The organism is Nesterenkonia massiliensis (assembly GCF_000455245.1).
Lineage (GTDB): Bacteria > Actinomycetota > Actinomycetes > Actinomycetales > Micrococcaceae > Nesterenkonia > Nesterenkonia rhizosphaerae.
The window spans coordinates 651,828-673,537 of record NZ_HG005165.1; the positions used below are offsets into that span (position 1 = coordinate 651,828).

Sequence of the window (21,710 nt, forward strand, 5' to 3'; positions counted from 1 at the left end):
AACGCGCCGGTATACGCGCCGGCGGAGAAGCCGATGATGTCCGGGCTGCCCAGCGGGTTGCGGGTCTGGGATTGGAAGACTGCCCCGGCAAGGGCCAGGGCGGCTCCGCCGAGAATTGTGAAGACCACCCGTGGGGCGCGCCATTCCAGAATGACCCTGGAGGTACCTTCATCAGCGGTGCCCAGCAGCGCAGCCAGGGCGTCGGAGGCACCCAGCATGGCGGAACCGCTGATCAGGTTCCACCAGCCCACCATCAACGCCGCCGCCAGCAGCACCAAGGTCATGATCAGGCTGCGGCGTTGGATGCGCAGGCTGAAGGTGCCGCGGCGCAGGGTCCGCGAACCTGGGCCGAAAAGTGGCGGCGCAGTCTGCACGTTCACAGGTTTTTCACCGCCTTCCGGCGGGTCAGCCAGATCAGCACCGGAGCACCGAGGAATGCGGTGACCACTCCTGCAGGAAGTTCGGAGGCCACGACCAAGCGGGCCAGGATGTCAGCGGCCAGCACCAGCACCGGTGCGGCCAGCAGGCTCAGTGGAACCAACCAGCGGTGGTCAGGGCCCAGCAGCATCCGCAGCGCATGGGGCACCATGAGCCCGATGAAGCTCAGCGGCCCGGCTGCCGCCGTTGCTGCACCACAGAGCAGGGTCACCGCGGCCAGCCCCGCTACTTTAGTCAGTCCGGGCCGGGCTCCGAGGGCGACGGCGGCGTCATCGCCTAGCGAGATCGCATTCAGCGCCCGCGGCAGCAGTGCGGCGATGAGTGCGCCGATCATCATGAACGGCAGCACCGCGTTGAGCTCATCCCAGCTGCGTCCCTGCAGAGAGCCCGCGGACCAGAAACGTACTTGGTCAAAGACGGTGGGCATGGCCAGAGTGACGGCGTAGCTGAGTCCGCTCAGCAGTGCGCCGATGGCCACACCGGTCAGTACCAGCTTCGCGGAGCTGGCCCCGGCGTAGCCGCTGGTCCCGATCAGGTAGACCGCTACGGCGGTGATGAAGGCACCGGCGATGGCCAGCCAGACGTGGGCGAAACCGATGGTCACCCCCATCGTGGCGGAGCCGAAGACCACTGCGGCGTAGGCTCCGGCGTTGACGCCGAGCAGCCCGGGATCCGCCAGGGGGTTGCGGGTCAGAGCTTGCATCAGCACCCCGCCCAGTCCCAGGGCTGCGCCTACAACAATGGCCAGCACAGTGCGCGGGACTCGCCGCTCGAGGATCAGCAGTTCTGTAGTGTCCCGGGCACCTGCGGGCAGATCGCCTGCGGCCCACCGGCTCAGGGTGTCGCTGACGGTGCCTGCAGAGATACTCCCCGAGCCCACGAAGAGACTGATCCAGCTCAGTCCCAGCAGCAGCAACAGACCGCAGCCGACGACGACGAGCCGCCGCGCACCGGCTGATGCCAGCGGCAGCGGCGCAGCATCGGCGCGCGTGGGGGCGGTCTGAGCGGTCACGGTTCCTCGGGTACTATCGACGAATCACAGCCGGCCTGGATTACGCAACATGAGTTTGCCGGAATTTTTGTGAACGTAATTAAGGTACTCCTGCGTTACCGAATGCGCAAACGTTCAGGTCGCGGCACCGTCCTCCTCCAGGAGGTCATAGGTCAGGGTGCCGCAGTGAGCAGAACCTCCTGCGGCGGTGCTGACCTGGGTGTCACGGGTGCCGCGCAGCCAGCCGTGGTGATTCTGCTGATGCGTCGCAGATAGGATCTTCGCTGCTCCGCGAATGAATGCCGACTGCCGGTGAATCCACCGGCGGTCGGCGTCTTAGAGCGAGTAGTGAGTGAACCGTCCGCCTAATAGCGTGGCTGCCACCGGCATGTTCCGCAGCTGGTCCCCCGTGCAGCGGTAGGGGTCACGGTCCAACACAGCTAAATCAGCGGGTGCTCCCACGCGGACTTCAGCGGGACCGCCAGTGCTGGCAGAAAGAGCTGTACCCACGGCGATGCGCTGCTCCGGATGCCAGGGCTCGCGGCCATCACGACTGCGGCTGACGGCAGCAGCGATCGCCATCCACGGATCCAGCGGCGCCACCGGTGCATCAGAGCCGAAACGCAGGGTCACTCCCGCTTCCACAAGGCTGCGCAGGGGGAAGTTCCGGGCGGTACGTCCGGGCCAGTACGCCTCCGCGACGTCACGGTCATCCATGGCATGTTCGGGCTGCACGCTCGCCGTGACGCCAAGCCGGGCGAATCGTTCAACGTCCTCCCAGCGAAGCAGCTGGGCATGTTCGATGCCGCCGCGCATTGCAAGTTCTTCAAAGATGGTCAGGATCTCCGTATTGGCACGGTCACCAATGGCGTGAATGGCTGCGGCAATGCCTGCACCTTGAGCGGTGCGCATCAGTTCGCGCACCTGCTGCGGCGGCACAGTAGGCCCGCCGCAGGCATGAGGATGTGTGGAATCCAGCCCCGCATAGGGTTCCCAGCACCACGCGGTTCGGGTGTTCAGCGAACCATCGGAGATCACCTTCAGCGGCCCCAACCGCACCAATCCGGATTCCTCGAGCAGATCTCCGGTCCGCAGGCCGGATTTCACAGTCTGCGCCAGGTAGTCGGGCCACACTGCGGCCTCCACACGCAGCTGGTTCACCCCCTGGGCCACCCGCTTGGGCCACAGCGAGGCGTTATCGGCGTTCTCGAACTCCACCACGCCCACAGTTCCGCGGGCTGCGGCAGCTTGGGCCGCATCCTGGTAGTCCTGCGGGGTCAGGTCAGCGGGGTCACCGAAGCGGTCCATGACCGCGAAAGACTCTGCTTCCCGCAGGATTCCGGTGTCATCGGTACGGGCCCCCACCAGCTGCTGGGCAGCGGTGTTCAGCCACATGCAGTGCAGGTCGCCGGCGATCAGCGCCACTGGATGATCACCAGTGACCGCATCGAGGTCGCTGAGCCGAGCGGGCTCAGGCCAGAGCCCATCGCGGAATCCGAAACCGACCACCGTCTTACCGGCCGGCGCCTTCTGCACTGCCTGGCGTGTCAGTTCCAGGACTTCTGCGGCACTGCTGGTGCGGGTCAGATCGATACGCTGCCGACGGATCACCCACTGCGTGAAATGCACATGGTGATCCCACAGCCCAGGAATCAGCCAGCGCCCATCGAGGTCCACCACTTCGGCAGCGCTGTCCAGCTGCTCACCTGAGGCAGTCAGTGCCACGACGACGCCACCGGAGATCAGCACATCCGCTGAGGGGGCCTCGACCCTCTTCGCCCCACCGGGGGAAGCGATCACAGCATTCTTCAGCAGCAGCTCAGACACTCACGAACTCTCTTTCAGACAGCGGCATAGGTGGTTCTCCATGCACAGCGTACTGGCCTGAAGAACCACCTATGACGCCCGTCCCTGCTGCGCGGAAACCCCGGATTAAAGACCGGCCTTGAGCTGAGCTGCAAGCTCATGGAAGCGCGGGCTGGGGTTGCCGAAGCGGTGCAGAGTCATCGACACCGCCTGCTCCTTGACCCAATAGCGCAGCTCAACGCGACCAGAGGCGGTCACCACGTCATCGAGCAGCGCCACCTCCGGACGGGACGCCACCGCCTGGTGCACCTGAGACCCGAGGGTCCCCAGCACGCGCACCCGGATGCCAACGCCGGCGTCGTGAGCACCAGAGGCCAACGCCTGGGCGAACTCTTGCTCCGACTCCTGAAGCGGCTTCTCGATACCCACCACCAGCTTCTGCACCAGTTTGGCCGCCTGCTTGGCTTTCTTCTGCGACTTGGGATCCACGCTGATGCGCACCTGGGCACCTGCGGTCCGGGCAGCCAGCAAGGCGCGCAGCACCGGCGCGGGTTCTGCATCAGCCTGGACTCGCAGCAGCACAGTCTCCGGCAGATAGCGGAAGATATTGGCTTCGGCATTCATCCCGGTGTGATCCTTGGGCGTGCCGAACTCCTGAGCCCACCAGCGTGCATCGTCGGCAGCGGCAGCCTTCAGCCAGGCGAACTCCTCCGGTCCGATGACCTTCTTGGATTCGGCCTCCTCAAGCACCACCGCAGCCGGGGTGCCTTCAGCAGGAGGAGCCAGCTGAGCCGCAGTGGCAATATCGACGTCGTCGCTCCACTGCCCGAAGAGCATCACGTAGTTGGGGCCACCGGCTTTGGATCCCAGTCCCACAGAGGACTGCTTCCAGCCGCCGAAGGACTGCCGCTGCACAATCGCACCGGTGATTCCGCGGTTCACATAAGCATTGCCCACCTGGACCTGCTCCAACCACTGTTCCACCTCGGAAACCTCCAAGGAATGGATGCCGCCGGTGAGACCGAAGTCCACCTGGTTCTGATACGCGATTGCCTGATTCAGGTCCTTGGCTTCCATGAGTCCCAGCACTGGTCCGAAGACCTCCGTCAGATGGAAGAAGCTGCCAGGCTTGACGCCGGTCTTGATGCCGGGACTCCACAGCTTGCCGGTGTCATCTAGCTGCTCCGGCTTCAGCAGCCAGGCTTCTCCCGGCTCCAGCGTGGTCAGCGCCCGGTGCAGCTTCTCGCTGGGATCCTCGGTGAGCGGACCGACTGTGGCCGAGAGGTTCTGCGGCCAGTCCACCACCATGGACTTGGCAGCATCCACCAGCTGGCGGCGGAACCGCTCCGAGTTGTAGACGCTTCCCACCAGGATGCCCAGGGACGCGGCGGAGCATTTCTGTCCGGCGTGGCCGAAGGCGGAGTTCACCAGGTCAGCCACAGCGAGGTCGCGGTCTGCAGCCGGGGTGATGATCAGGGCGTTCTTGCCCGAGGTCTCAGCGTTGATGCGCATCTGCGGCTTCCAGGAGCGGAACAGTGCGGCGGTCTCTGAGGCTCCGGTGAGGATCACCCGGTCCACGCCGTCGTGGCTGACCAGCCGCTTGCCGGCTTCGCCTTCGAAGGGATAGACACCGTGGAGCACATCACGTGGCACACCTGCTTCCCACAGGGCTTCCAGCAGCGCCATGGAACAATGCGGAGTCGGTGAGGAGGGCTTGTGGATCACCGCAGATCCTGCTGCCAAGGCTGCCACGGTGCCGCCAAAGGGAATGGCCAGTGGGAAGTTCCACGGCGGTGTCACCAGAACCAGGGTATCCGGGGTGAAGTTGGCATATTCCACCTTCTCCAGTTCCAGAGCGTGATGGGCGTAGTAACGGGCGAAATCAATCGCCTCGGAGACCTCAGGGTCGCTCTGCGCCACGGACTTGCCCACCTCGGCTGCCGCCAAGGAGATCAGGTGCCCCCGGCGCCGGGCCAGAATATCGGCAGCCCGGTAGAGAATGCGCGCCCGGTCAATGGCCGGGCGGGCGGCCCACTCTGCGGCTGCTGATCGAGCTCGCTCCACCAGCGGGTCGATATCCTGAAGCCCGACTTCCTCCGGTACCGGCTGGGACTTCAGCCACTGAGGCGTTGCCCGCGCCACCACCTGCTCGGCCCAGCGCTGGTTGGCCTCAAGAGCCGGGTGAGTATCGGGCTCGTTGTGGAAGGGCGGCAGCTGATCGTAGTCAGGGAGCTCTGCCTGCTCTTCAGCGGTCCGGTCCTGAGTGTGTTTCGGCGCCGGCGCGGTGTGACCGTTCTCCTGCAGAATGCCCGCCAGGGTCTGCACCGAGCTGCGGAATCGGGTTTCCTCGCGGCGGAAGACCTCACTGCCGTTGCCGGTCTCGTCCACGTCGAGATCGAAGATCCCGGACATGAAGTTCTCACTCGCGGCATTCTCCTCCAACCGACGCACCAGATATGAGATCGCGACGTCGAACTCGGCCGGGCGCACGGCCGGTACGTAGAGCAGCAGCTGCCCGACATCGCCGCTGACGACCTCGGCCTGCTCGGCGGCCATGCCCTGGAGCATCTCGAATTCCAGTCGGCCGGCCCCGCCGTCGTTGTGCACACCGCGTGCCAGCCCCAGCAGATGGGCGAAGGCGATATCGAAGAGGTTGTGGCCGGCCACGCCGAGCCGCACGCCGCGCATGCGCTCAGGCTGCAGCAGCCAATGCAGCACCAGCTTGTAGTTGGCGTCGGTGGCTTCCTTGGAGTCACAGGTGACAACAGGCCAGTCGTGAATCTCCGCATGAACCCGCTCCATGGCCAGGTTCGCGCCCTTGACCAGACGGATCTTGATACCGGCACCGCCGGCGTCCACCCGGGCGTTGGCGAACTCAGCCAGCTCCTGAACTGAGGCCAGGGCATCGGGCAGATAGGCCTGGATGACGATTCCGGCCTCATAGTTTTTCATCTGCTCCATGGACAGCAGGCGCTTGAAGACCGCGATGGTCAGCCGCAGATCCTGGTACTCCTCCATGTCCAGGTTGATGAACTTGGATCCGGCCGGGGCCTTTGCGGCCTCGGTGTAGAGCGGGATGAGCCGCTGCACCACATAGTCCACAGTCTCCTGGAAACCCCACATGGAGATCTGGCTGGCCACTGAGGAAACCTTGATGGAGACATAGTCGACGTCGTCGCGGCGCAGCAGCCGTACGGTGTCTTCCAGGTGCTTATCGGCTTCTTCCTCACCCAGCACTGCTTCACCCAGAAGGTTGATATTGAGCCGGTGGCCGTCCTTCTTGATCCGTGCCACGGCTTTGCCGAACTGCTTATCGCGAGCGTCCACCACCATGTGGCCGACCATCGAGCGCATCCGCTTGCGGGCCGCGGGGACCACGACGTCGGGCAGCAGTTTGCCCAGCTTCGAGCCGGCCTGGATCTGAGCCAGATCCAGCTTCTCGAGGGTGTCTGGAGCCAATGCGCCGAGTTCAGACAGTGCGGAGGCGGCCGCTTTGGTGTCCTCAGTGCGGATCACCCGGTCCACGAATCCCACAGTGAAGTCCAGGCCGGTGGGGTGAGCCAGGACTGCGGCCAGCCGCTGCGCGGAGGGATGCGGGGTCACGCCGCAGTGCTGAGTCTGACGCAGCCAGCTGGTGACCTTTTCCACTGCGGCATCGGTGATGCTGTTCAGCTCGTTCAGCGTCTCTGGGTTCAGGTCCTGCGAGTGGGCCGGTGAAGTCTGCTCAGCCATGTGCTCTGCTCCTTGAGTCGTTGCAATCCACTGCCTCCATGACAGGGGGCCGGTGGGATATCAGTCCTGCCTTCAGTGTCAGCAGGGCTGGGGCAGATGAGAAGAGATATGGACCACACGCTGAGATAATTTGAGTCAAAACTGATTCAATAGCCTGATGCAGACAATGGTGCGGGGTCGCCCCCGGGTACAGGACACCGCCGATGACATCGTCGCCAGTGTGTTGGCTACGGCCGGCCCCCGGGTAGGCGGCACCGAATTTTCCACCCGCCGTATCGCCGAGCTGACCGGATTGAGTCAGACCCTGGTGAGTCGCGCAGTGCGGCGGATTCGCCATCCAGGCCAGTCCACACAGCGGCACGCAGCCACTACCGCGGCATCCCCCGCTGCCCAACGGCTTCGTCTCATGGACTTCCGCGTGGAGTACCCCCGGATCACGCTTCAGTTCGGCACCAGTGCCAGCGCCGCAGCACCGGCGCGACGACGCTTCGAACGTCGGGCGACTGCACTGATGGCCGCCCTGTGGGTCTCCGGAGCTGCCGCCTGGACCGACCCGCCCCGGAACTCGGCTGCTGAACCCCCCAGCGCAGAACCATCGTCCCTGCGCGCTCAGTGGTCACCGGGGGCAGACTGGGAGGAGTTTCTGGCTGTTGTGGCGGCGCTGCTGGACCGTTGCGAACCCTCGGAGGCCGCCCTTCCGGGTGCACTGCTTCGGCTTCTGGCAGCGCGGGCAGGCAGAGGACTGCTGGGGGTTCATTGGCGGGCCGAGACAGAATCATCCGAAACTGATCCTATTTCTGACTCAAATCTACTTGCCGTCATGGAGTACCCCGCCCCGGACCGCTCCCCCGCCAACCGCTGGCTACCCCGGATGGAGCTCTCTGCCACTGAGCAGTTGGCCATCGCCCTGCGCAAAGAGATGATCAACTCCGGATTCCGGCCTGGTGACCGGCTTCGTCCAGCTCTCTTCGCTCAGCGGTTAGGTCTACCACCAGCCACAGTGCGAACCGCCATGCGCCAATTGGCTGATGACGGTCTGCTCGTGCAGTCCTCCACAGGCGCAGCCAGCAGCACGTTCCGCATCCCACGGGTGACCGGTGCTGATGTCATTGACCTCTACGCCTCCCGGCTTCATGTGGGCATGGTGCTGTTGCGGGCCTGCGCCGCCCAGCCGCGGCACCGGCTGCTTCCTACCAGGCTGGCGCTCGGAGCACTGGAAGCTGCCGCTGCCCAAGGCACCCGCACGGATGTGGGCGAGGCTGATCTGCGCTTCCAGCAGGAGCTGGCCGAGGCCTCCGGCTTGCGGCAGTCGGCACGCAGCTTCCACGCGCTCACCCTGCGCGTCAGGATGTTCATCGCTGTGCTGCAGCTGGACTACACCCCCGCCGTCGACCGTCTCCTCCGAGATGACCGGCGGATCCTTACTGCAGTTATGGAGGGACGGGGTGATGCAGCGGTCCGCCTCTGGCGTGGCAAACTCGATAACGCGGTACGGCATATGTCCGCACTGGCTCCGGAATCCTTCGATGCCGCTCTATGGGACCGCCTGGCCCGCTGAGCTGTGGACCCGCTAACTTAGGGAGAAGCTTCAGCCCAGCAGCGGCTGCAATGAGGACCAGATCTCTTGGAAAGCGGGAATCAGCGAGATCACCAGCAGACCCGACATGACCAGATTGAAGATCCGCATATGCCGTGCCGAGGAGATGAATCGTCCCGCCCCTACTCCCAACAGGGCCCAGGCGATGGTGCACGGGGTGCTGAAGACCAGAGCGAATCCTGCAATCACCAGCACTTCGGCTAAGAAGGACTCCCAGAAACCGGTGAAGGTGGCCAGAGCCGCCACTGCCAGGGTCCAGGCCTTGGGATTGACGAACTGGAACAGCGCCATCTGAATGAACCCCGGCGGTCGGCCTTCGCGGCGAGACTCCACATCAGTGGGTCCGGTGGCGATCTTGAAGGCTAACCACAGCAGATACGCCACGCCGATGGGCCGTAGCACGTCCAGGACCACCGGCCACTGGTTCAGCACCTGGCCCAAACCGAGCCCTACCAGGATCATCATGACCGGGAATCCGATATTGATCCCGATGATGGCCGGCAGCGTCCGGCGGAAGCCGAAACCAGCACCTGAGGCCATCACAATGGTGTTATTGGGCCCGGGGGTTCCGGCACCGGCGATGACAAAGAGCATCAGAGACAGCAACTGCACTTCTTGAACCTACTTCGCTTCCTGAGCTGATGAGGACTTGCCTCGGACTTTTCCATCATGCGGACTGCGTGCCGGGGCCATCCGCACCCTTATCGCAACCCCGGCGCAAAGCACGACGGCGACTCACGGCCGTGAACAACAGCAGATCTGCCCACTGCAGACTGGCCATGCCGCCCAGCCGCAGCCTGGTGACTGAATACGGGGCCAGTCCGGTCACCGTGCTGAAGGCGCTGCGATGCCTGGCAAGTCCGGGACTGGTGGAGACCCGCCCTGGGGTGGGCACATTCGTCCGCGGCTCCCGGGCTCCGCGACCCCATGATTACTCCTGGCAGACTGCCGCTCTGGGGCCGCGCAACGCCGCCTCGCCCCAGCTGGCGTCAGCGCTGCCGCTCATGTAGCCATGACCGGACGCGGCGTCGTCGGGAAGGGAAGTTTCCGCCGGGCCAATCTGGGATTCTGCTGCGCACATGGTGTCCTGCTGATTCAGCGCCTCATCCAGGGTATACACAAATACCCCATGGGGGTATATTAAGCAGCATACGATCCACATCGGGATGCTTCCCGCCACTCTCCAGGAGGACACCATGGCCGAAACACGCAGCTACACCGTGACCGGGATGTCCTGCGGCCACTGTGAATCGGCAGTCACCCAAGAACTGAGCCAACTCGCGGGCGTGGCCGATATCCAGGTCAGCTCCGCTGCAGGCTCCCTGACCATCACGGTGCAGGATGACGCCACAGTGACCGACGAGGCAGTGATCGCCGCAGTGGATGAGGCCGGCTACTCGGCCTCCCCAGCTCGCCTCTAGGGGACCTCGTCACCCCATCGCTGAACACTGACACAGCCCAATGAATCCGATGCTCGCAGGCGCAGCCATGGTGCTGAGCTCGTTGAGCGTGGTGGGCAATTCGCTGCGGCTGCGGCGCTTCTGAACGGTGTGACCGAGCTCAGACTCACGGGCAGGCTCGGAGTCAGACTCAGCTCGGCCGGCGTCGTGGTGCAGTAGCAGCCCACCAGGCACCGGCGATGATGAGCGCACAGCCCAGCAGCTGCCAGAGGCTCGGGATCTCACTGAAGAGCAGAACCCCGAGCCCGACGGCGAAGATCGGCCCGGTGAGCATCAGTGCGCTGGCAACAGTCTCCGGCAGGGCGGTCATGGCGATGTTGAAGCACAGGTAGACCACCACCTGGCCGATAAAGGCCAGCGCCAGGAACCAGCCCCAGGAGATAACACTCTCGGGCACCTCGAGACGTCCGGTCGCAATGGCTCCAGTCAGCGTGGTCAATCCAGCGCAGAGGCACACAATGCTCAGCACGGTAAACGGGGCTGGTCGCAGTGTCGGTGGTGCCGTGCGGCGGATGATCGCTAAGTAGATCGCGTAGCAGGCACCTGCCGCCAGGCCTGCCAGGACACCGGCCCAGCTGAGCACCGTCTCCCCGAAGGCCCCGGCAGTCAGCGCCACTCCCAGCATCATCAGCGGGACGATGACCGCCAGTCGAGCTGGGGGACGGACTCCTTCGAAGACCCAGCTGAAAAGCGGCAGCACGATGATCTGGATATTAATCAGCACCGTGGCGATGCCAGCACCGATCAGCAGGATGGAGACGTTGTAGAAGCTGTAGTCGATACCAATGGCGATCCCACCTAAGGCAGCACCGAGAAGAGTGCGCGCTGGCAAGGCTTGCACCCGGTCCACCCTCCGCAGCTCCCAGAGCATAAAGGGGGCAAGCATCGGCACTGCCAGCAGACAGCGCCAGGCCGCTGTACTCATCGGTTCAGCGTCCATGAAGGAGATCAGCGCCGCAGAGGAGGCCATGGCCAGGCTTCCCAGCAGCATCAGCGTCACTGCCCGGGATGAAGAGATCACTCGCCGATTCTAGGCAGATGCGCCCAGAGCATGGGAAACTGCCCGACAGAACTCCACAGATCCTCACAGCCGACGGCGATGATCGGGTCTGGTCCGGCGGCCTCTCCGTGGACGCCGGGTCAGTCTTCAGCGCGAGCGAGCTCTTCGCCTTCAGCATTGAGTACGCGTGCTCCGCTGCGATCCCCCAGCGTTTCGAAGCGGGTGCCGTCCTCCATCACGACCGCAGCGGGTCGGTGCTGTAGTAGTGGTTGTGATCGCCATGCGGCTCTCCCCATGTTCCAGCGTCCAGCAGCCGGAAACTGTCGCCTTCAGCGAGGAAAACATGGCGGCCATCCCCTGCGGGGTTGACGCGCACAAAGTCCTGGGCTCTGAAGTCTCCCAGGACTTCGAGGGTAGCGCCGTCGATGACGCTCACGCCGCCGTCGTAGGTAACCGCCAGCCGCGGCGACGGACCGCCGGCCTCGTGAGTGGGTCGGTCTGAGGGCTCGACCTGCTCCTCATCTTCTCCGCCGTCTTCAGCGGCATCCGCGGCAGCGCCTTCAGCAGAGGCTTCCGCGTAGGTGCGATTCCGTCCACGGGAGTCCTGGGCGACCCTGGGGCGGGCTTTCGGCACAGGCTTACCAGGGACAGTAAATTCGACAAGCAGGGGGAGCGGTGCGGTCATGGCCGACAGCGTCCCGGCTGCATACTCCATGCTGGGGGAGGCGGCTATTCCTGTTCGGTTGGTTCCGGCGTCGCGGATTGAGGTGTCTCCACCACGAGAGCGTCCTCCGGCAAGAAGATGTAATCCTCAGGTAGATCGATCTCGGGCGCGCGATTCAACGCGATGAGGCTGAGCACGATGGAAGCAAGCCCCACAACCAGCGCTACGCCAACACCGATGCCGCCGACAATGAGGCTCTTATTGCTTGCATCGGTCGCGCGCTGGGCCTCAGTAAGCTGATCGGTCGCGATCCGGGACTGCGCGTCTCCAGATGCTTTGAACTCAGTTGCCAAGCTAGTCATGGCGGCCGCTTGACTATTCATCCCTTCGATAATGTCCAGCAGGTGATCCGTCTGCTTCGCAGCATGATCGCGAAGTCCAGCGTTTATGACTGCGACCTTCTCGAACACGTCCAGTAGCTGCTGCGCGATATCCGGGTCGTCGGCGATGATTGCCCGAGATGTGGGCTCGTCATCACCTTCGGGTGGGTCGATCTGCGCCACATCGGGGTCTTCCCCTGGATCAGTAGACGGGTCGGCAGCTCTCATACCATACGCGTGTCTGCGTATCAGGTCTTGCACGACCTCGCTCACGGGCCTGGTGTGTTCGAGAGAAAGCTGTCTTATTCGCTGCAGGGTCTCGGGATCGATCTGGACGGCGAAAGCTCGTGACATGGTTTCCGCGACATCTTTGAGGTCGTCGCGGATCTTGTCATTGAGAGCACCGGCAGCGAGGTCGCCGTACCTTTGAGCGGCCTTGCGGCTGATCGCCAGGCTGTCCCAGTCATGGTCCAGGGACAGGGTCTCCTGATCTTCTTCGTGCGGCGGATTCTCGTGGGGATCCTGGTCCTCTTCCATGACTTTGATGCTAGCTGTAAGCGTGGTGGCGGACATCACCAGGCGGGTTCGGCGTGACGGGTCAGGTACTCCCTGACTGCGGTTGTCGGGTCGGTGTGCTCGCCGGTAGTGGTGCGCAGCGCGAGCCCTGTGAGGGGTTGGCCTTGGTGGTCGGCCGCGAGCAGCAGGGTGACTGGTTCCCCGTCCATGGGGTCGGTGCCGTGGGCGACGAGCAGGTCACGCACGATGAGGGGCCCAAGGACGGGGCCGCCGTCGGTTTTGATGGCGTCGCTCAGCCGGTAATGCGCCCAGTGGGGCGGGTAGGCATCCTCGTGGGTCACCGGGGTTGCGGTGATGGTGGTCATTATGATCCTTAGAGTTAGGTCTATGAGAATCAAGACATGCTTCTAGGGTGTCCGGGAGAGAACTAAACAGAACCACTCAGGGAGGACATGATGGTGGACGCAGAAGAACCGCTTCGACCGGGGGATTTGATGGTTGCAGCTGAGCAGTACCGGTCCACGTTCTTGGCTATAACTCTTTCGGCCCCCATGATCCTGGATCCTTCGAAGCCCATCGTGGAGTGGAACAGATTTTATACGGGCATAACGCCACCCGATTCGATTCCGCTTACCCTGGGCGGGAGAGGGGACCTCGATCTAGTCCTTGACCTTAATTCCGTGATTGACGATGTGTTGCAGCATAATTCGTCGGAATTGGTCCAGGACCTTCTAGCGATGGGCATGGTCCTTTCCGCTACGAAGATCGGTGAACTCATAGACCGTGGTGATTTTCGGAACAACGAATCCCCTTTGCTCCAGTTTGCGCGCCACTATCGTAATGCGTGTGCCCATAACCGCCGATGGTCGTTCAAATCCCACGAGCCAGCACACCCGGCTGCTCTCCGCGACCTCGAAATCGATAACAGTCTGCACGGACGCATTGCGCCGTACGGTACCGTCAGTCCAGCCGATCACCTTTACTTCCTCGATGACATCTCTGCATATTTTGCGACGATGAGTCTCCGGAAGGCTTGTGATGAAGTTCAGGAATCTGCTGCGGGATCTCACGTAGACGAGATTGAAGCCATGCTGTGGATGGCCCTACAGAAGCAAGGGGTTCCGGAGAATAGTATCTCGCTGTCACCGGACCTATACGCGTCGCTCGCGGCAGGGTGGCGGTTGCAGCCGTCCGTCAGTTCTCGAACCTACAGCTAGCAGTGGGCTCATCAGTGGGTTCTTCCTGACCATCCCCATTCGCACAGGCTGAGAGGGCCAGCGCAGAAGGTTGCGTTTCATGTCGGCGCCCTGGGAGTGCAGTGACCAGCGCCCCTAGAATCAAGCTCATGCCCAGTACCCTTTCCAGTGCTCCGTGGAATCCGGAGCGTTACCTGAGATTTGCTTCAGAGCGCACCCAGCCCTTCATCGACCTGCTCACTCACGTCCGCGCATACAACCCGCGGCGCATTGTGGATCTGGGCTGCGGACCAGGCAACGGCATGCCGGTGCTGCGGGAGTTCTGGCCGGAAGCGGAGATTATCGGCATCGACTCCAGCCCGGAGATGCTCCAGCGGGCTCAGGAATCCACCTCCGCCGACCCTCGCATCAGCTACCGGCAAGCAGATATCAGGGATCTTAAGCTGGATGAGCCGGCAGATCTCATAGTCTCCAACGCTGCTCTGCAGTGGATCCCCGAGCACCGAGATCTGCTGCCGCAGATTCAGGCCAATGTGGCCCCCGGCGGCACACTGGCAGTACAGGTCCCCGGCAACTTCTCCGCCCCCAGCCACCGGCTGCTAGCTGAACTTGCCGCGTCCGAACCATACCGGCAGTTCATCGACCCACACACCATGCTGCAACCCACCGCAGAGGTCAGCGACTATATGCACGACGTCGCGGCAGAGGGCTGGGAGGTCGAAGGCTGGGAGACCCGGTACCACCACATACTCCATGGCGAAGATCCAGTCTTCACGTGGATTTCCTCTGCAGCTGCCCGCCCGGTGCTGGAGGCGCTTCCAGAAGGACCCCGGGAAGAGTTCACCCGCCAGTACAAAGCCGCACTGCGCAGGGCATATCCCAAGACGAAGCTAGGCACCATCCTGAGCTTCCGGCGCTTGTTCTTCATTGCCCGTCATCAGGGCTAAATCAGTGATTTATTGCCGCTGATTCCGGTATGTGAGAGATAAGACATCCTCGGTTTACATTCCTGACAATAGGCAGAAACGCAACCGCCCTACCCTGAAGCTCAAGCATGACAGGGAGGGTAGGGCATGGCAGAACCTGTACCAGAGGTCATCGAGGATGACCAGTACCTGCGCGTCCCAATGCCCGCTGGCGAGGTGGAGATCATCGGCAACACCGTGCATCTGCCCGGCCACGGCCCCGTAGCGCTGGCACCGGGTCCGATGTCTGTCATGCGCGCCCTGACCAAAGCCCAGGGCGCGGTCATCTCACGGGAGGACCTGCTCTGGCTGCTGCCGCAATGCGGTTCTTCGCACGGCCTGGAAATGTGGGTTTCCCGACTGAGGCAGGCCCTGCCCGACTCAGCCGTAGTCCAAACCGTGGTCAAGCGGGGCTATCGGCTGGCCCTCTGAGCCGATTACCGGGCGCCGCCGTTGCTTGTCTTCGACTCCTCCTCGGTGAGCACTTGGGCATCCACCGTGGTGATCTCCTCGGTGACCGTGTGCTCGACCTGGATCCGGGGGTTCATCTCGATGAAGACATGCTGGGGAAGTTACAGCTCAGCTACGGGAGACCAGAATCTCGGCACTGGAGGCCTCACCGTCTTCGTCGTCGTCCATATCCGGCTCACCTGGGCCGAGGTGAATCGCGCGGATTATGCCGTCGGGCAGTCCCAGCAGCTGCTCAGCGCGAATGAAGAGCTCCCGCCAGATCTGCAGCTCTTCCTCGGTCTCGGTGCCCGGCAGGGAGACGAAGGGGGCACGACCCTCAGCCAGCAGCCGGTGTGCATTGCGGTGGATATGCAGACCGAAGTCCACGATTCCGGCAGAGACCGGAGTCCCGTTGCTCATCACCTTGTCCTGGGTGCGGCAGAGCCGGCGGGGGCTGATGAAGCTGCTCGGCGGCTCCACCAGATGCTGGTCCACCATCAGCGACCAGTTGCAGCTTGTGCTCTTGGACGCGGTGCCACCGCCCAGTGCCTGCACCCGGAGGCCGAACTCCCCGTGCAGTACTGCAAGGAACTCCAGAGTCTCAGGGGTGAAAAGCTCTGCCTGGCGTGGAACCTCCGGCCCGGCGAGCGTGACCGTCTGCTGTGAGGTCTCCTCAGTGGTGATAGTCATGGCGAATCTCCTTTGATTCCTGGTCCGCTATCGGTTGGTCCCTGTTCGGTGACAACCACCAGTTTTCGCCAGGCCACAACCCCGATTCCAGGGATACTGAGGGAAAGATCCGCGATTCTTTGCGAATCTCAAAGATCCGCCATAACCAGCACTTCTCTGGAAGGGCGCCCGCCCGGTGATCGCGGCGGCGGCCTTCTCACCGATCAGCACCGAAGGCGCGTTGGTGTTCCCGGAGATCACCTGCGGCATGATCGAGGCATCTGCCACCCGCAAACCGTTGAGGCCGCGCACTAGCGCGTATCCCTATTGCCTATTCAGAACGCAGATAGGTGAGGTCGAAGATTTGTCGTCCGACGTTAAGGGCTTTGGCCTCGAAATCGGTAAGCACCCGGCCCTCGAACCGTGGCGCCCAGCCGCCTTCGTGATCCAGTGCTTCTTCCAGCGGCAGCGGGTGAGTTTCCTTGCCCAGGCTGCGTGCGTCCAGGTCATCCAGACGGACCCGGGTCAACGCAGATTCCTCACCGGTCCGTTCGCCTGCGTGCGGATTGGTGAAGGACGACGACGCCGAAATCACCTCGCGCATCTGCACGGCGTAGTCAGACCAGTCAGTGGCCAGCCGCCAGCGTCCACCGGGGGCGATCACCCGGGCAGCCTTCTCCACAAAGGCCGGCTGCACCAGCCGGCGCTTATTGTGCTTCTTCTTATGCCAGGGGTCGGGGAAGAAGATCCATAGCTCAGCAACTGATGCTGCCGGCAGCAGGTGGTCCATCAGCTCCACTGCATCAATGCAGGCCACCCGGACATTGGTGAGTCCTTCGCGGCGGATCCGCGCAGCCAGCTGCGCAGCGCCGGGCCGGTAGACCTCGATGGCGAGGAAATTGGTCTCGGGATTGTTGGCGGCGGCCGCGGAGACTGCCTCACCAGAACCGGAGCCGATCTCTACGATCAGCGGAGCATCGCCGTGGCCGCCGAAGCGTGAGTATTCGGCTTCCCAGTCGATGCTGAAACCGGGAGCCACCGAGGTATCGCGGTCACCGTGCGGCACATCCAGCAGTTCCTGCCCCAGGGCGGCGTCCCAGGATCGTTGGTAGCTGGGCTTGAGCTTATTGCTGCGTCGGACGAAGGACAGCGGTTTGCGAAGGTGTGCGGAATCCTGGGGCATCAGTTTAGGATATCGCGGGCTCCGGTGAGGAATCGGTGCAGCAGCGGCCCATTGGTCGATCCACCGAACTCGCCTTCCTCTAAGAAGATCGCCACCGCCAGGTCCCCCTGGATGGCGATCACCCAGGTATGGGCGTAGGTATCGTCACCCTCGCCTGCCTCGGCGGTGCCGGTCTTGGCATAGACATGCTCCCCGGGCACCGGATCCATCGATGACAGGGTGCCGAAATTCACCGTGTCCGTCATCAGCGTCATCAGCTGCTCGGCTTCTTCAGCACTGAGCTGACCTTCGGGCGCTCGGGGCTCCTGCGGGACCACCAGGTGAGGGTGGACAGTTTCACCTGCGGCGATGGAGGCCGCAACGGTAGCCATGCCCAGCGCCGAGGATTCCACCACACCCTGGCCGAAGAGATTGGCTGCGTGCAGATTCAGGTCGCTGTCATCGGGTACCGAGCCCATAATGGCTGGCACTCCGATGCGCGGTTCCTGCAGCAGGCCAAGGTCCACGGCTGCCTGGTGCAGATCAGCGCTGGTGACATCGTCGTAAGCGGCAGCAAAGAGGGTGTTGCAGGAGACTGCCAGCAGATCCCGGAAACGGTGGGTACCGATGTACTCACCGGGATAGCCTGGCACATTGCTGAAGACCTGGCCGTGGACCGTTGTCCTGGCAGGGCATGAGACTTGAGAATCAGGGCTCAGTCCATCGCGCAGCATCGCCAGGGCAGAGACCATCTTGAAGGTGGACCCGGGAGCGAAGGAGCTCTGCGTAGCCGTTTCCACGAAATTCTCCTCCGGGCTGTGGCTGGCCGCGGCCAGGATCCCGCCGTCGGAGGGTCGGATTGCCACCAGCGCGGAGGTGACATCCTGCTCGCCGGTGATCTGCTGAGCCAGCTCCTGCAGCCGCGGGTTCATAGTAGTAGGGATGTCCTGGCCGGTCTGCGGCTCAACTGACCAGAGGGTCTCGCCGTCCTTATGAATGCGCATCCCGGGAACACCGCGCAGCTGATCTTCGCGGCTGGCCTGAATACCGGAGGTCCCCACCATGTCACCCACCTGCAGCGTGGGGTCGTTCTCGATATGTTCGGCGGTCACCGGGTCCACGCGGCCCAGCAGCAGCGGGGCGAAGTCCCGGGTGGGCGCTAGGGACCGGGTGCCGGGAACGGCGACGGCCCCGGGGATCCCTTCAATATCCGCCACGGAGATATCGGTACTGTCTCGGCGGATGGTAATAGCATCAACAAAAGCCTGCTCGCCGTAGGCCATCACCTTTTCGGTGTAGGACTCCTCGTTGATCCCCACTGCGGCCGCCAGCTGCGCCGCTGCAGCCCGGTACGCGTCTTCTGAGTCTTCGGCTTCGCTGAGCTGAGTCTTATCCAACCCGAGGGTCACCACATCCCGGTTGTAGACCAGGGCCCTGCCGTTGTCGTCCATGATGCGACCGCGTTCGGCGCTGGTGGTGACCAGCCCGATGCCCTCATGGCCGGCATAGTCAGGAAGCAGGGTCTCGGCAGTAGCTTCTGCGTGCCACACATCAGCTTCAGCGTCATAGCTGAATTCCGCTGTTGTGGTGTAGGTCCATTCCTCTCCGCTGATGCCCAGCTCGCCGAGGTCCCAGCGGTGTTCATAGGTGATCTCAGCGGTGGGAGCCCGAGGTGAGTCCTCCGGCGGTTCGAGCACATCGATCTGCGCCACGGTCACCTCGGGAGTCAGCTCCCCGAAGGGCTCATGCAGGTTCTCCGCTGCTTGGCTCAGCGTTTCCGCAGAGCCGGAAGCGAAGCTGACCTGGGAGAAGTCACCGCTGGAGAGCGCCCGTGCAAGGGACTGAGCAAAGGAGTCCACGGTAGCGGGAGGATCCTCCCCGCAAGAGGTGATGAGCACAGCCCCGGCGAGGGCAGCGGAAGCTACGAACAGACGACGACGGCGACGCAAGGAGAACACTCATCAAGTATGGAGGTTTTCTTCAGGTCGTGGGGGACATCGTGTGAAAAATGTTCCCTCGTGCCGCTGACATGGATAAACTCCGCAAAGAATCACTGCACTGACGGGGTCAATACTAAAAAGCACCTGCGAAAGGACACTTGATGCCGAGCCACGACGACCCCCGTCCGCGAGCCCGAATCCACCTCAGAGCACGAACCGGAGCGCAGGGGCGTCATCGTACGCTTCCTGGGCGGGATCGAGCGGATCGGTAAGCTGCTGCCGCATCTGATCATCACCGTCATGCTCGGGGTCGCCGTGGCCGAGGGATCCGGGCTGATCAGCGCAGCCATCCGGGTGGCGGTCTCGAGGGTCTCCCGCAGCTGGCTGACTTTCACTGTGGCTGTGGTGGGCGTGACCGGATCTGTGGCCTCCGATGCTATCTACATCATCTTGATTCCCTTAGCGGCGGCGGCGTTCAAAGCGGTGGGACGTTCGGCAGTCCTCGGCGCCATCGTTGCCTTCGGCTCGGCATCGGCCAGATATAACGCCTCATTGCTGATTACCGCTTCAGATCCACTGTTCGCTGGCATCTCCACCGCTGCCGCCGAGCTGATCGAGGAAGACTACGTGGTCTCCCCCATCGCCAACTACTTCTTCGCTGCTGCCTCCGCGGTAGTACTGGTTGCGGTGGTGACTCTGGTGACGGAGCTCCTGCTGGTGAAGATGACCGAGCGGATGCGCAAAGAAGAGGACGCCGCTGGGGGCGCGGCCACTGCTGTACTCGCTGCAGGTCGGCCGGCGCAGGTTGCCGATGCGCAGGACTCGGTGCACAAGACCGGGACCGCTACTGGCGGAACCGCCGAAGGCACCGCTGGCGAGGGCGGAGCAACAAGCGCCGACCAGCGAGGAGGAGCTGCTGAGCTATTCCGCGCAGGAGGTGCGCGCCCTACTTCGCCCTGGCGCTGGGATATCTCCAGCGTTATTACCCGAAAGCCGGTGTGGGAACCCTGCTCTCGCTAACGCTACCCATTTCAGTGGCGCTGCTGGTGTCCTGGTTCCTGTTCTTCATGCTTTGGTACGCCATCTGTTTGCCACTGGGCCCGGGAGTGCCGATTCGCTAGAGCATCGTCTGGGGACAGCGGCTACCGGTCCTGCCAGAGGACAATCTCTCTGGTGGCAGGCCGGGGCCGCTGTCCGCGGCTGAGACTGACCACATCGCCGTGGGGGCCCACCGCGAAGATCCTGGCCTGCCCAGGATTGCGCTGTGCCTGACGCAGCTGCTGACGCAACTGAGCGACCGTGTCCTCCAGTTCATCCACGCGGTTCTGCAACTGCAAGATGCGTCGGATTCCCTCCAGGGAGACGCCCTCCTGGGAGAGCTGCTGAATCTGTCGCAGCTGCTCAATGTCATAGGGAGAGTAACGCCGGTGCTTGCCGCGCTGGCGACGAGGGGTCACCAAGCCCATTCGGTCGTACTGACGCAGCGTCTGAGGGTGCATATCGGCTAGCTCTGCTGCCACGGAGGTGAAGAACAGGGGGGCGTGACGGTTCTCCGCATCGACTATTCGCGGATCCTCCGCGAACTCTGCGATATTCGCTCGCACCGTGTACCGCATGACCATCGTTCACCTCCTGTGCTTGCTGTCTTCAGCCCCAGGTGCCTCCTGGCAATGGGACTGGAAGACCACTGGGCCTAGCCGACTTGTTCTTTACAACGCAGCCTTGGAATCTAAATCTTTCCGAGGGTCAGTGCCTGCGGTGGCCTCCGCATAGGCCTTCACCGCGGCCAGAGCATCATCATTGAGCTCCTTGGGCACATGAACGTTGATGACGACCAGCATGTCACCCTGACTGTTCTTGCGGCGGATCCCGTGGCCCTTCAGCCGCAGCACTCGCCCAGAGCTGGTACCTGCGGGCACCTTGATGCGGACTTTTTCGCCGTGCACCGTAGGAACTTCCACAGTGGCTCCGAGGGCCGCTTCATCGAAGGTCACCGGCAAGTGGATGCGGATATTGTCTCCGTCGCGCTCAAAGAATGGGTGCGACTGGATCGAGACCTCCACGAGCAGATCGCCGGTGCCGCCTGGACCCTGCTGGCCCTTGCCCTTGACGCGGACCTTCTGGCCTTCTTTGATGCCCGGTGGGATGCGCACATCAATGACATTGCCATTGGGCTCGCGCAGCCCCACGGTGGTGCCGCGGACGGCGCCTTTGAAGGAGATCGTGGTCTTGGCGGTACGGTCAGCCCCCTTGGGCGAGCCGCCGAAACGGGATCCGAATCGGTCCCCCACTCCCCCGAAGAGATCGGAGAAGTCCGGGCCCCCGCCAAAACGGTCGCCGCCGGTTCCAGGTGCCCCTGAGAAACGGTCTCCGAAGAGTCCGCCAAAGATATCCTCGAATCCGGCGGTGCCAGAGCCCGGGGCACCCGCGGAGAAGCGGGCGCCCGAGCCCATGGCACGGATCGCGTCATACTGCTGACGCTGTTCAGGATCGGAGAGCACCGAATGTGCCTCGGAGATGTCCTTGAAGCGCTGTTCGGCCGCCTCGTCACCCGGGTTCTTATCCGGGTGGTACTGACGCGCCAATTTGCGGTAGGACTTCTTGATCTCCTCGGCGGTGGCCTCCTTGGAGACGCCGAGAATCGCGTAGAAGTCCTTCTCTACCCAGTCCTGTGAAGCCATAGCGTCTCCTTTCTCGTTCCGCGGGCGGGGGAACCCGCCACGCTTTCGGTCTGCTGCAGTGGC

Annotated in this window: 23 protein-coding genes and 2 pseudogenes; 8 read left to right on the forward strand and 17 right to left on the reverse strand. The window is 63.3% G+C overall.

The features are described 5' to 3' along the window. The 4 genes from TX78_RS14130 to TX78_RS03020 all read right to left on the reverse strand — a co-directional run. Positions 1 to 380: iron chelate uptake ABC transporter family permease subunit (locus tag TX78_RS14130; protein ID WP_233722131.1), on the reverse strand; the 380-nt coding region annotated here is incomplete at its 3' end. Continuing rightward, positions 377 to 1,450 (reverse strand): FecCD family ABC transporter permease, encoded by a 1,074-nt coding sequence (locus TX78_RS03010; protein ID WP_044493343.1) that lies wholly within the window; start codon positions 1,448 to 1,450, stop codon positions 377 to 379. The genes TX78_RS14130 and TX78_RS03010, both read right to left, overlap by 4 nt. 315 nt (positions 1,451 to 1,765) lie before the next feature. After that, entirely contained in the window at positions 1,766 to 3,256 is a 1,491-nt protein-coding gene (locus TX78_RS03015) for an amidohydrolase (protein ID WP_044493345.1), read from the reverse strand. Positions 3,257 to 3,361: 105 nt separating this feature from the next. Further along, a complete protein-coding gene (locus TX78_RS03020; protein ID WP_044493347.1) occupies positions 3,362 to 6,967 on the reverse strand; it encodes a proline dehydrogenase family protein in 3,606 nt (1,201 codons plus the stop codon). A 157-nt stretch (positions 6,968 to 7,124) separates the two neighbouring features. Here TX78_RS03020 and TX78_RS03025 point away from each other — a divergent pair, with 157 nt between their 5' ends. Further along, a complete protein-coding gene (locus tag TX78_RS03025; RefSeq protein ID WP_044493349.1) occupies positions 7,125 to 8,525 on the forward strand; it encodes a GntR family transcriptional regulator in 1,401 nt (466 codons plus the stop codon). 30 nt (positions 8,526 to 8,555) lie between these two features. Here the strand turns inward: TX78_RS03025 and TX78_RS03030 are convergent, their stop codons facing one another. After that, entirely contained in the window at positions 8,556 to 9,176 is a 621-nt protein-coding gene (locus tag TX78_RS03030; RefSeq protein WP_049897368.1) for a LysE family translocator, read from the reverse strand. A gap of 167 nt (positions 9,177 to 9,343) precedes the next feature. Here TX78_RS03030 and TX78_RS03035 point away from each other — a divergent pair, with 167 nt between their 5' ends. Then, on the forward strand, positions 9,344 to 9,574 hold the full coding sequence (locus TX78_RS03035) for a GntR family transcriptional regulator (protein WP_044493352.1): 231 nt from the start codon (positions 9,344 to 9,346) through the stop codon (positions 9,572 to 9,574). 186 nt (positions 9,575 to 9,760) lie between these two features. Continuing rightward, positions 9,761 to 9,985 carry a heavy-metal-associated domain-containing protein gene (locus tag TX78_RS03040; protein WP_044493671.1) on the forward strand — a complete coding sequence of 75 codons (225 nt, stop codon included), beginning with the start codon at positions 9,761 to 9,763 and terminating at the stop codon, positions 9,983 to 9,985. Positions 9,986 to 10,154: 169 nt separating this feature from the next. On the opposite strand, the gene TX78_RS03045 is transcribed toward TX78_RS03040, so the two are convergent. Beyond that, entirely contained in the window at positions 10,155 to 11,045 is an 891-nt protein-coding gene (locus TX78_RS03045; protein WP_044493353.1) for a DMT family transporter, read from the reverse strand. Positions 11,046 to 11,062: 17 nt separating this feature from the next. Between TX78_RS03045 and TX78_RS13635 the strand changes: the two genes are divergently transcribed. After that, a complete protein-coding gene (locus tag TX78_RS13635; RefSeq protein WP_049897370.1) occupies positions 11,063 to 11,287 on the forward strand; it encodes a hypothetical protein in 225 nt (74 codons plus the stop codon). Here TX78_RS13635 and TX78_RS12485 read toward each other — a convergent pair. From TX78_RS12485 to TX78_RS13640, 4 genes are all read right to left on the reverse strand, one after another. Beyond that, entirely contained in the window at positions 11,260 to 11,709 is a 450-nt protein-coding gene (locus TX78_RS12485; RefSeq protein ID WP_147640399.1) for a hypothetical protein, read from the reverse strand. The two genes, TX78_RS13635 and TX78_RS12485, sit on opposite strands and share 28 nt — an antisense overlap. 44 nt (positions 11,710 to 11,753) lie before the next feature. Next, positions 11,754 to 12,605 (reverse strand): RND transporter family protein, encoded by an 852-nt coding sequence (locus tag TX78_RS03055; RefSeq protein WP_147640400.1) that lies wholly within the window; start codon positions 12,603 to 12,605, stop codon positions 11,754 to 11,756. Between the two features lie 35 nt (positions 12,606 to 12,640). Further along, a complete protein-coding gene (locus tag TX78_RS03060) occupies positions 12,641 to 12,949 on the reverse strand; it encodes a hypothetical protein (RefSeq protein WP_044493357.1) in 309 nt (102 codons plus the stop codon). Positions 12,950 to 13,315: 366 nt separating this feature from the next. Beyond that, a complete protein-coding gene (locus TX78_RS13640; protein WP_158644289.1) occupies positions 13,316 to 13,561 on the reverse strand; it encodes a hypothetical protein in 246 nt (81 codons plus the stop codon). Between the two features lie 368 nt (positions 13,562 to 13,929). Between TX78_RS13640 and TX78_RS03070 the strand changes: the two genes are divergently transcribed. Together TX78_RS03070 and TX78_RS03075 are read left to right on the forward strand one after the other, a co-directional pair. Further along, entirely contained in the window at positions 13,930 to 14,727 is a 798-nt protein-coding gene (locus TX78_RS03070; protein ID WP_044493364.1) for a methyltransferase domain-containing protein, read from the forward strand. Positions 14,728 to 14,853: 126 nt separating this feature from the next. Then, positions 14,854 to 15,177 (forward strand): winged helix-turn-helix domain-containing protein, encoded by a 324-nt coding sequence (locus tag TX78_RS03075; RefSeq protein ID WP_044493366.1) that lies wholly within the window; start codon positions 14,854 to 14,856, stop codon positions 15,175 to 15,177. A 59-nt stretch (positions 15,178 to 15,236) separates the two neighbouring features. Here the strand turns inward: TX78_RS03075 and TX78_RS14575 are convergent. From TX78_RS14575 to TX78_RS03090, 5 genes and pseudogenes are all read right to left on the reverse strand, one after another. Continuing rightward, positions 15,237 to 15,311, reverse strand: a pseudogene (locus tag TX78_RS14575) (ATP-binding protein); the annotation flags it as partial. A gap of 13 nt (positions 15,312 to 15,324) precedes the next feature. Next, positions 15,325 to 15,885, reverse strand: coding sequence for an aldolase/citrate lyase/malate synthase family protein (locus TX78_RS03080; protein ID WP_049897372.1), 561 nt, complete (start codon positions 15,883 to 15,885; stop codon positions 15,325 to 15,327). A gap of 171 nt (positions 15,886 to 16,056) precedes the next feature. Beyond that, a pseudogene (locus TX78_RS14135) lies at positions 16,057 to 16,176 on the reverse strand (GMC oxidoreductase); the annotation flags it as partial. A gap of 19 nt (positions 16,177 to 16,195) precedes the next feature. Continuing rightward, entirely contained in the window at positions 16,196 to 17,047 is an 852-nt protein-coding gene (gene trmB / locus TX78_RS03085; RefSeq protein WP_049897373.1) for a tRNA (guanosine(46)-N7)-methyltransferase TrmB, read from the reverse strand. Then, positions 17,047 to 18,984 carry a penicillin-binding transpeptidase domain-containing protein gene (locus TX78_RS03090; RefSeq protein WP_049897374.1) on the reverse strand — a complete coding sequence of 646 codons (1,938 nt, stop codon included), beginning with the start codon at positions 18,982 to 18,984 and terminating at the stop codon, positions 17,047 to 17,049. The genes trmB and TX78_RS03090 overlap by 1 nt, the downstream gene beginning before the upstream one ends. Positions 18,985 to 19,266: 282 nt before the next feature. On the opposite strand from TX78_RS03090, the gene TX78_RS12490 reads away from it, so the two are divergent. Then, positions 19,267 to 19,986 (forward strand): AbgT family transporter, encoded by a 720-nt coding sequence (locus TX78_RS12490; protein WP_049897375.1) that lies wholly within the window; start codon positions 19,267 to 19,269, stop codon positions 19,984 to 19,986. Next, the gene (locus TX78_RS14140) at positions 19,965 to 20,087 is read left to right on the forward strand and encodes an AbgT family transporter (protein ID WP_233722132.1); all 123 of its coding nucleotides are present in this window, start codon (positions 19,965 to 19,967) and stop codon (positions 20,085 to 20,087) included. The genes TX78_RS12490 and TX78_RS14140 overlap by 22 nt, the downstream gene beginning before the upstream one ends. A 21-nt stretch (positions 20,088 to 20,108) precedes the next feature. Here TX78_RS14140 and TX78_RS03100 read toward each other — a convergent pair whose 3' ends face one another. Then, the gene (locus tag TX78_RS03100; RefSeq protein WP_407635374.1) at positions 20,109 to 20,588 is read right to left on the reverse strand and encodes a heat shock protein transcriptional repressor HspR; all 480 of its coding nucleotides are present in this window, start codon (positions 20,586 to 20,588) and stop codon (positions 20,109 to 20,111) included. 87 nt (positions 20,589 to 20,675) lie between these two features. Next, positions 20,676 to 21,647, reverse strand: a complete 972-nt coding sequence (locus tag TX78_RS03105) for a DnaJ C-terminal domain-containing protein (RefSeq protein WP_044493374.1) — start codon at positions 21,645 to 21,647, stop codon at positions 20,676 to 20,678. Between the last annotated feature and the right edge of the window lie 63 nt (positions 21,648 to 21,710).

Bases quoted from the DNA above. Each gene is read 5' to 3' on its own strand.
- TX78_RS03020 (WP_044493347.1), bottom strand. From the start codon at position 6,967: ATGGCTGAGCAGACTTCACCGGCCCACTCGCAGGACCTGAACCCAGAG.
- TX78_RS03025 (WP_044493349.1), top strand. From the start codon at position 7,125: ATGCAGACAATGGTGCGGGGTCGCCCCCGGGTACAGGACACCGCCGAT.
- TX78_RS03035 (WP_044493352.1), top strand. From the start codon at position 9,344: ATGCCGCCCAGCCGCAGCCTGGTGACTGAATACGGGGCCAGTCCGGTC.
- TX78_RS03040 (WP_044493671.1), top strand. From the start codon at position 9,761: ATGGCCGAAACACGCAGCTACACCGTGACCGGGATGTCCTGCGGCCAC.
- TX78_RS13635 (WP_049897370.1), top strand. From the start codon at position 11,063: ATGCGCCCAGAGCATGGGAAACTGCCCGACAGAACTCCACAGATCCTC.
- TX78_RS12485 (WP_147640399.1), bottom strand. From the start codon at position 11,709: ATGACCGCACCGCTCCCCCTGCTTGTCGAATTTACTGTCCCTGGTAAG.
- TX78_RS03055 (WP_147640400.1), bottom strand. From the start codon at position 12,605: ATGGAAGAGGACCAGGATCCCCACGAGAATCCGCCGCACGAAGAAGAT.
- TX78_RS03060 (WP_044493357.1), bottom strand. From the start codon at position 12,949: ATGACCACCATCACCGCAACCCCGGTGACCCACGAGGATGCCTACCCG.
- TX78_RS03070 (WP_044493364.1), top strand. From the start codon at position 13,930: ATGCCCAGTACCCTTTCCAGTGCTCCGTGGAATCCGGAGCGTTACCTG.
- TX78_RS03075 (WP_044493366.1), top strand. From the start codon at position 14,854: ATGGCAGAACCTGTACCAGAGGTCATCGAGGATGACCAGTACCTGCGC.
- TX78_RS03080 (WP_049897372.1), bottom strand. From the start codon at position 15,885: ATGACTATCACCACTGAGGAGACCTCACAGCAGACGGTCACGCTCGCC.
- trmB (WP_049897373.1), bottom strand. From the start codon at position 17,047: ATGCCCCAGGATTCCGCACACCTTCGCAAACCGCTGTCCTTCGTCCGA.
- TX78_RS12490 (WP_049897375.1), top strand. From the start codon at position 19,267: ATGCTCGGGGTCGCCGTGGCCGAGGGATCCGGGCTGATCAGCGCAGCC.
- TX78_RS03100 (WP_407635374.1), bottom strand. From the start codon at position 20,588: ATGGTCATGCGGTACACGGTGCGAGCGAATATCGCAGAGTTCGCGGAG.
- TX78_RS03105 (WP_044493374.1), bottom strand. From the start codon at position 21,647: ATGGCTTCACAGGACTGGGTAGAGAAGGACTTCTACGCGATTCTCGGC.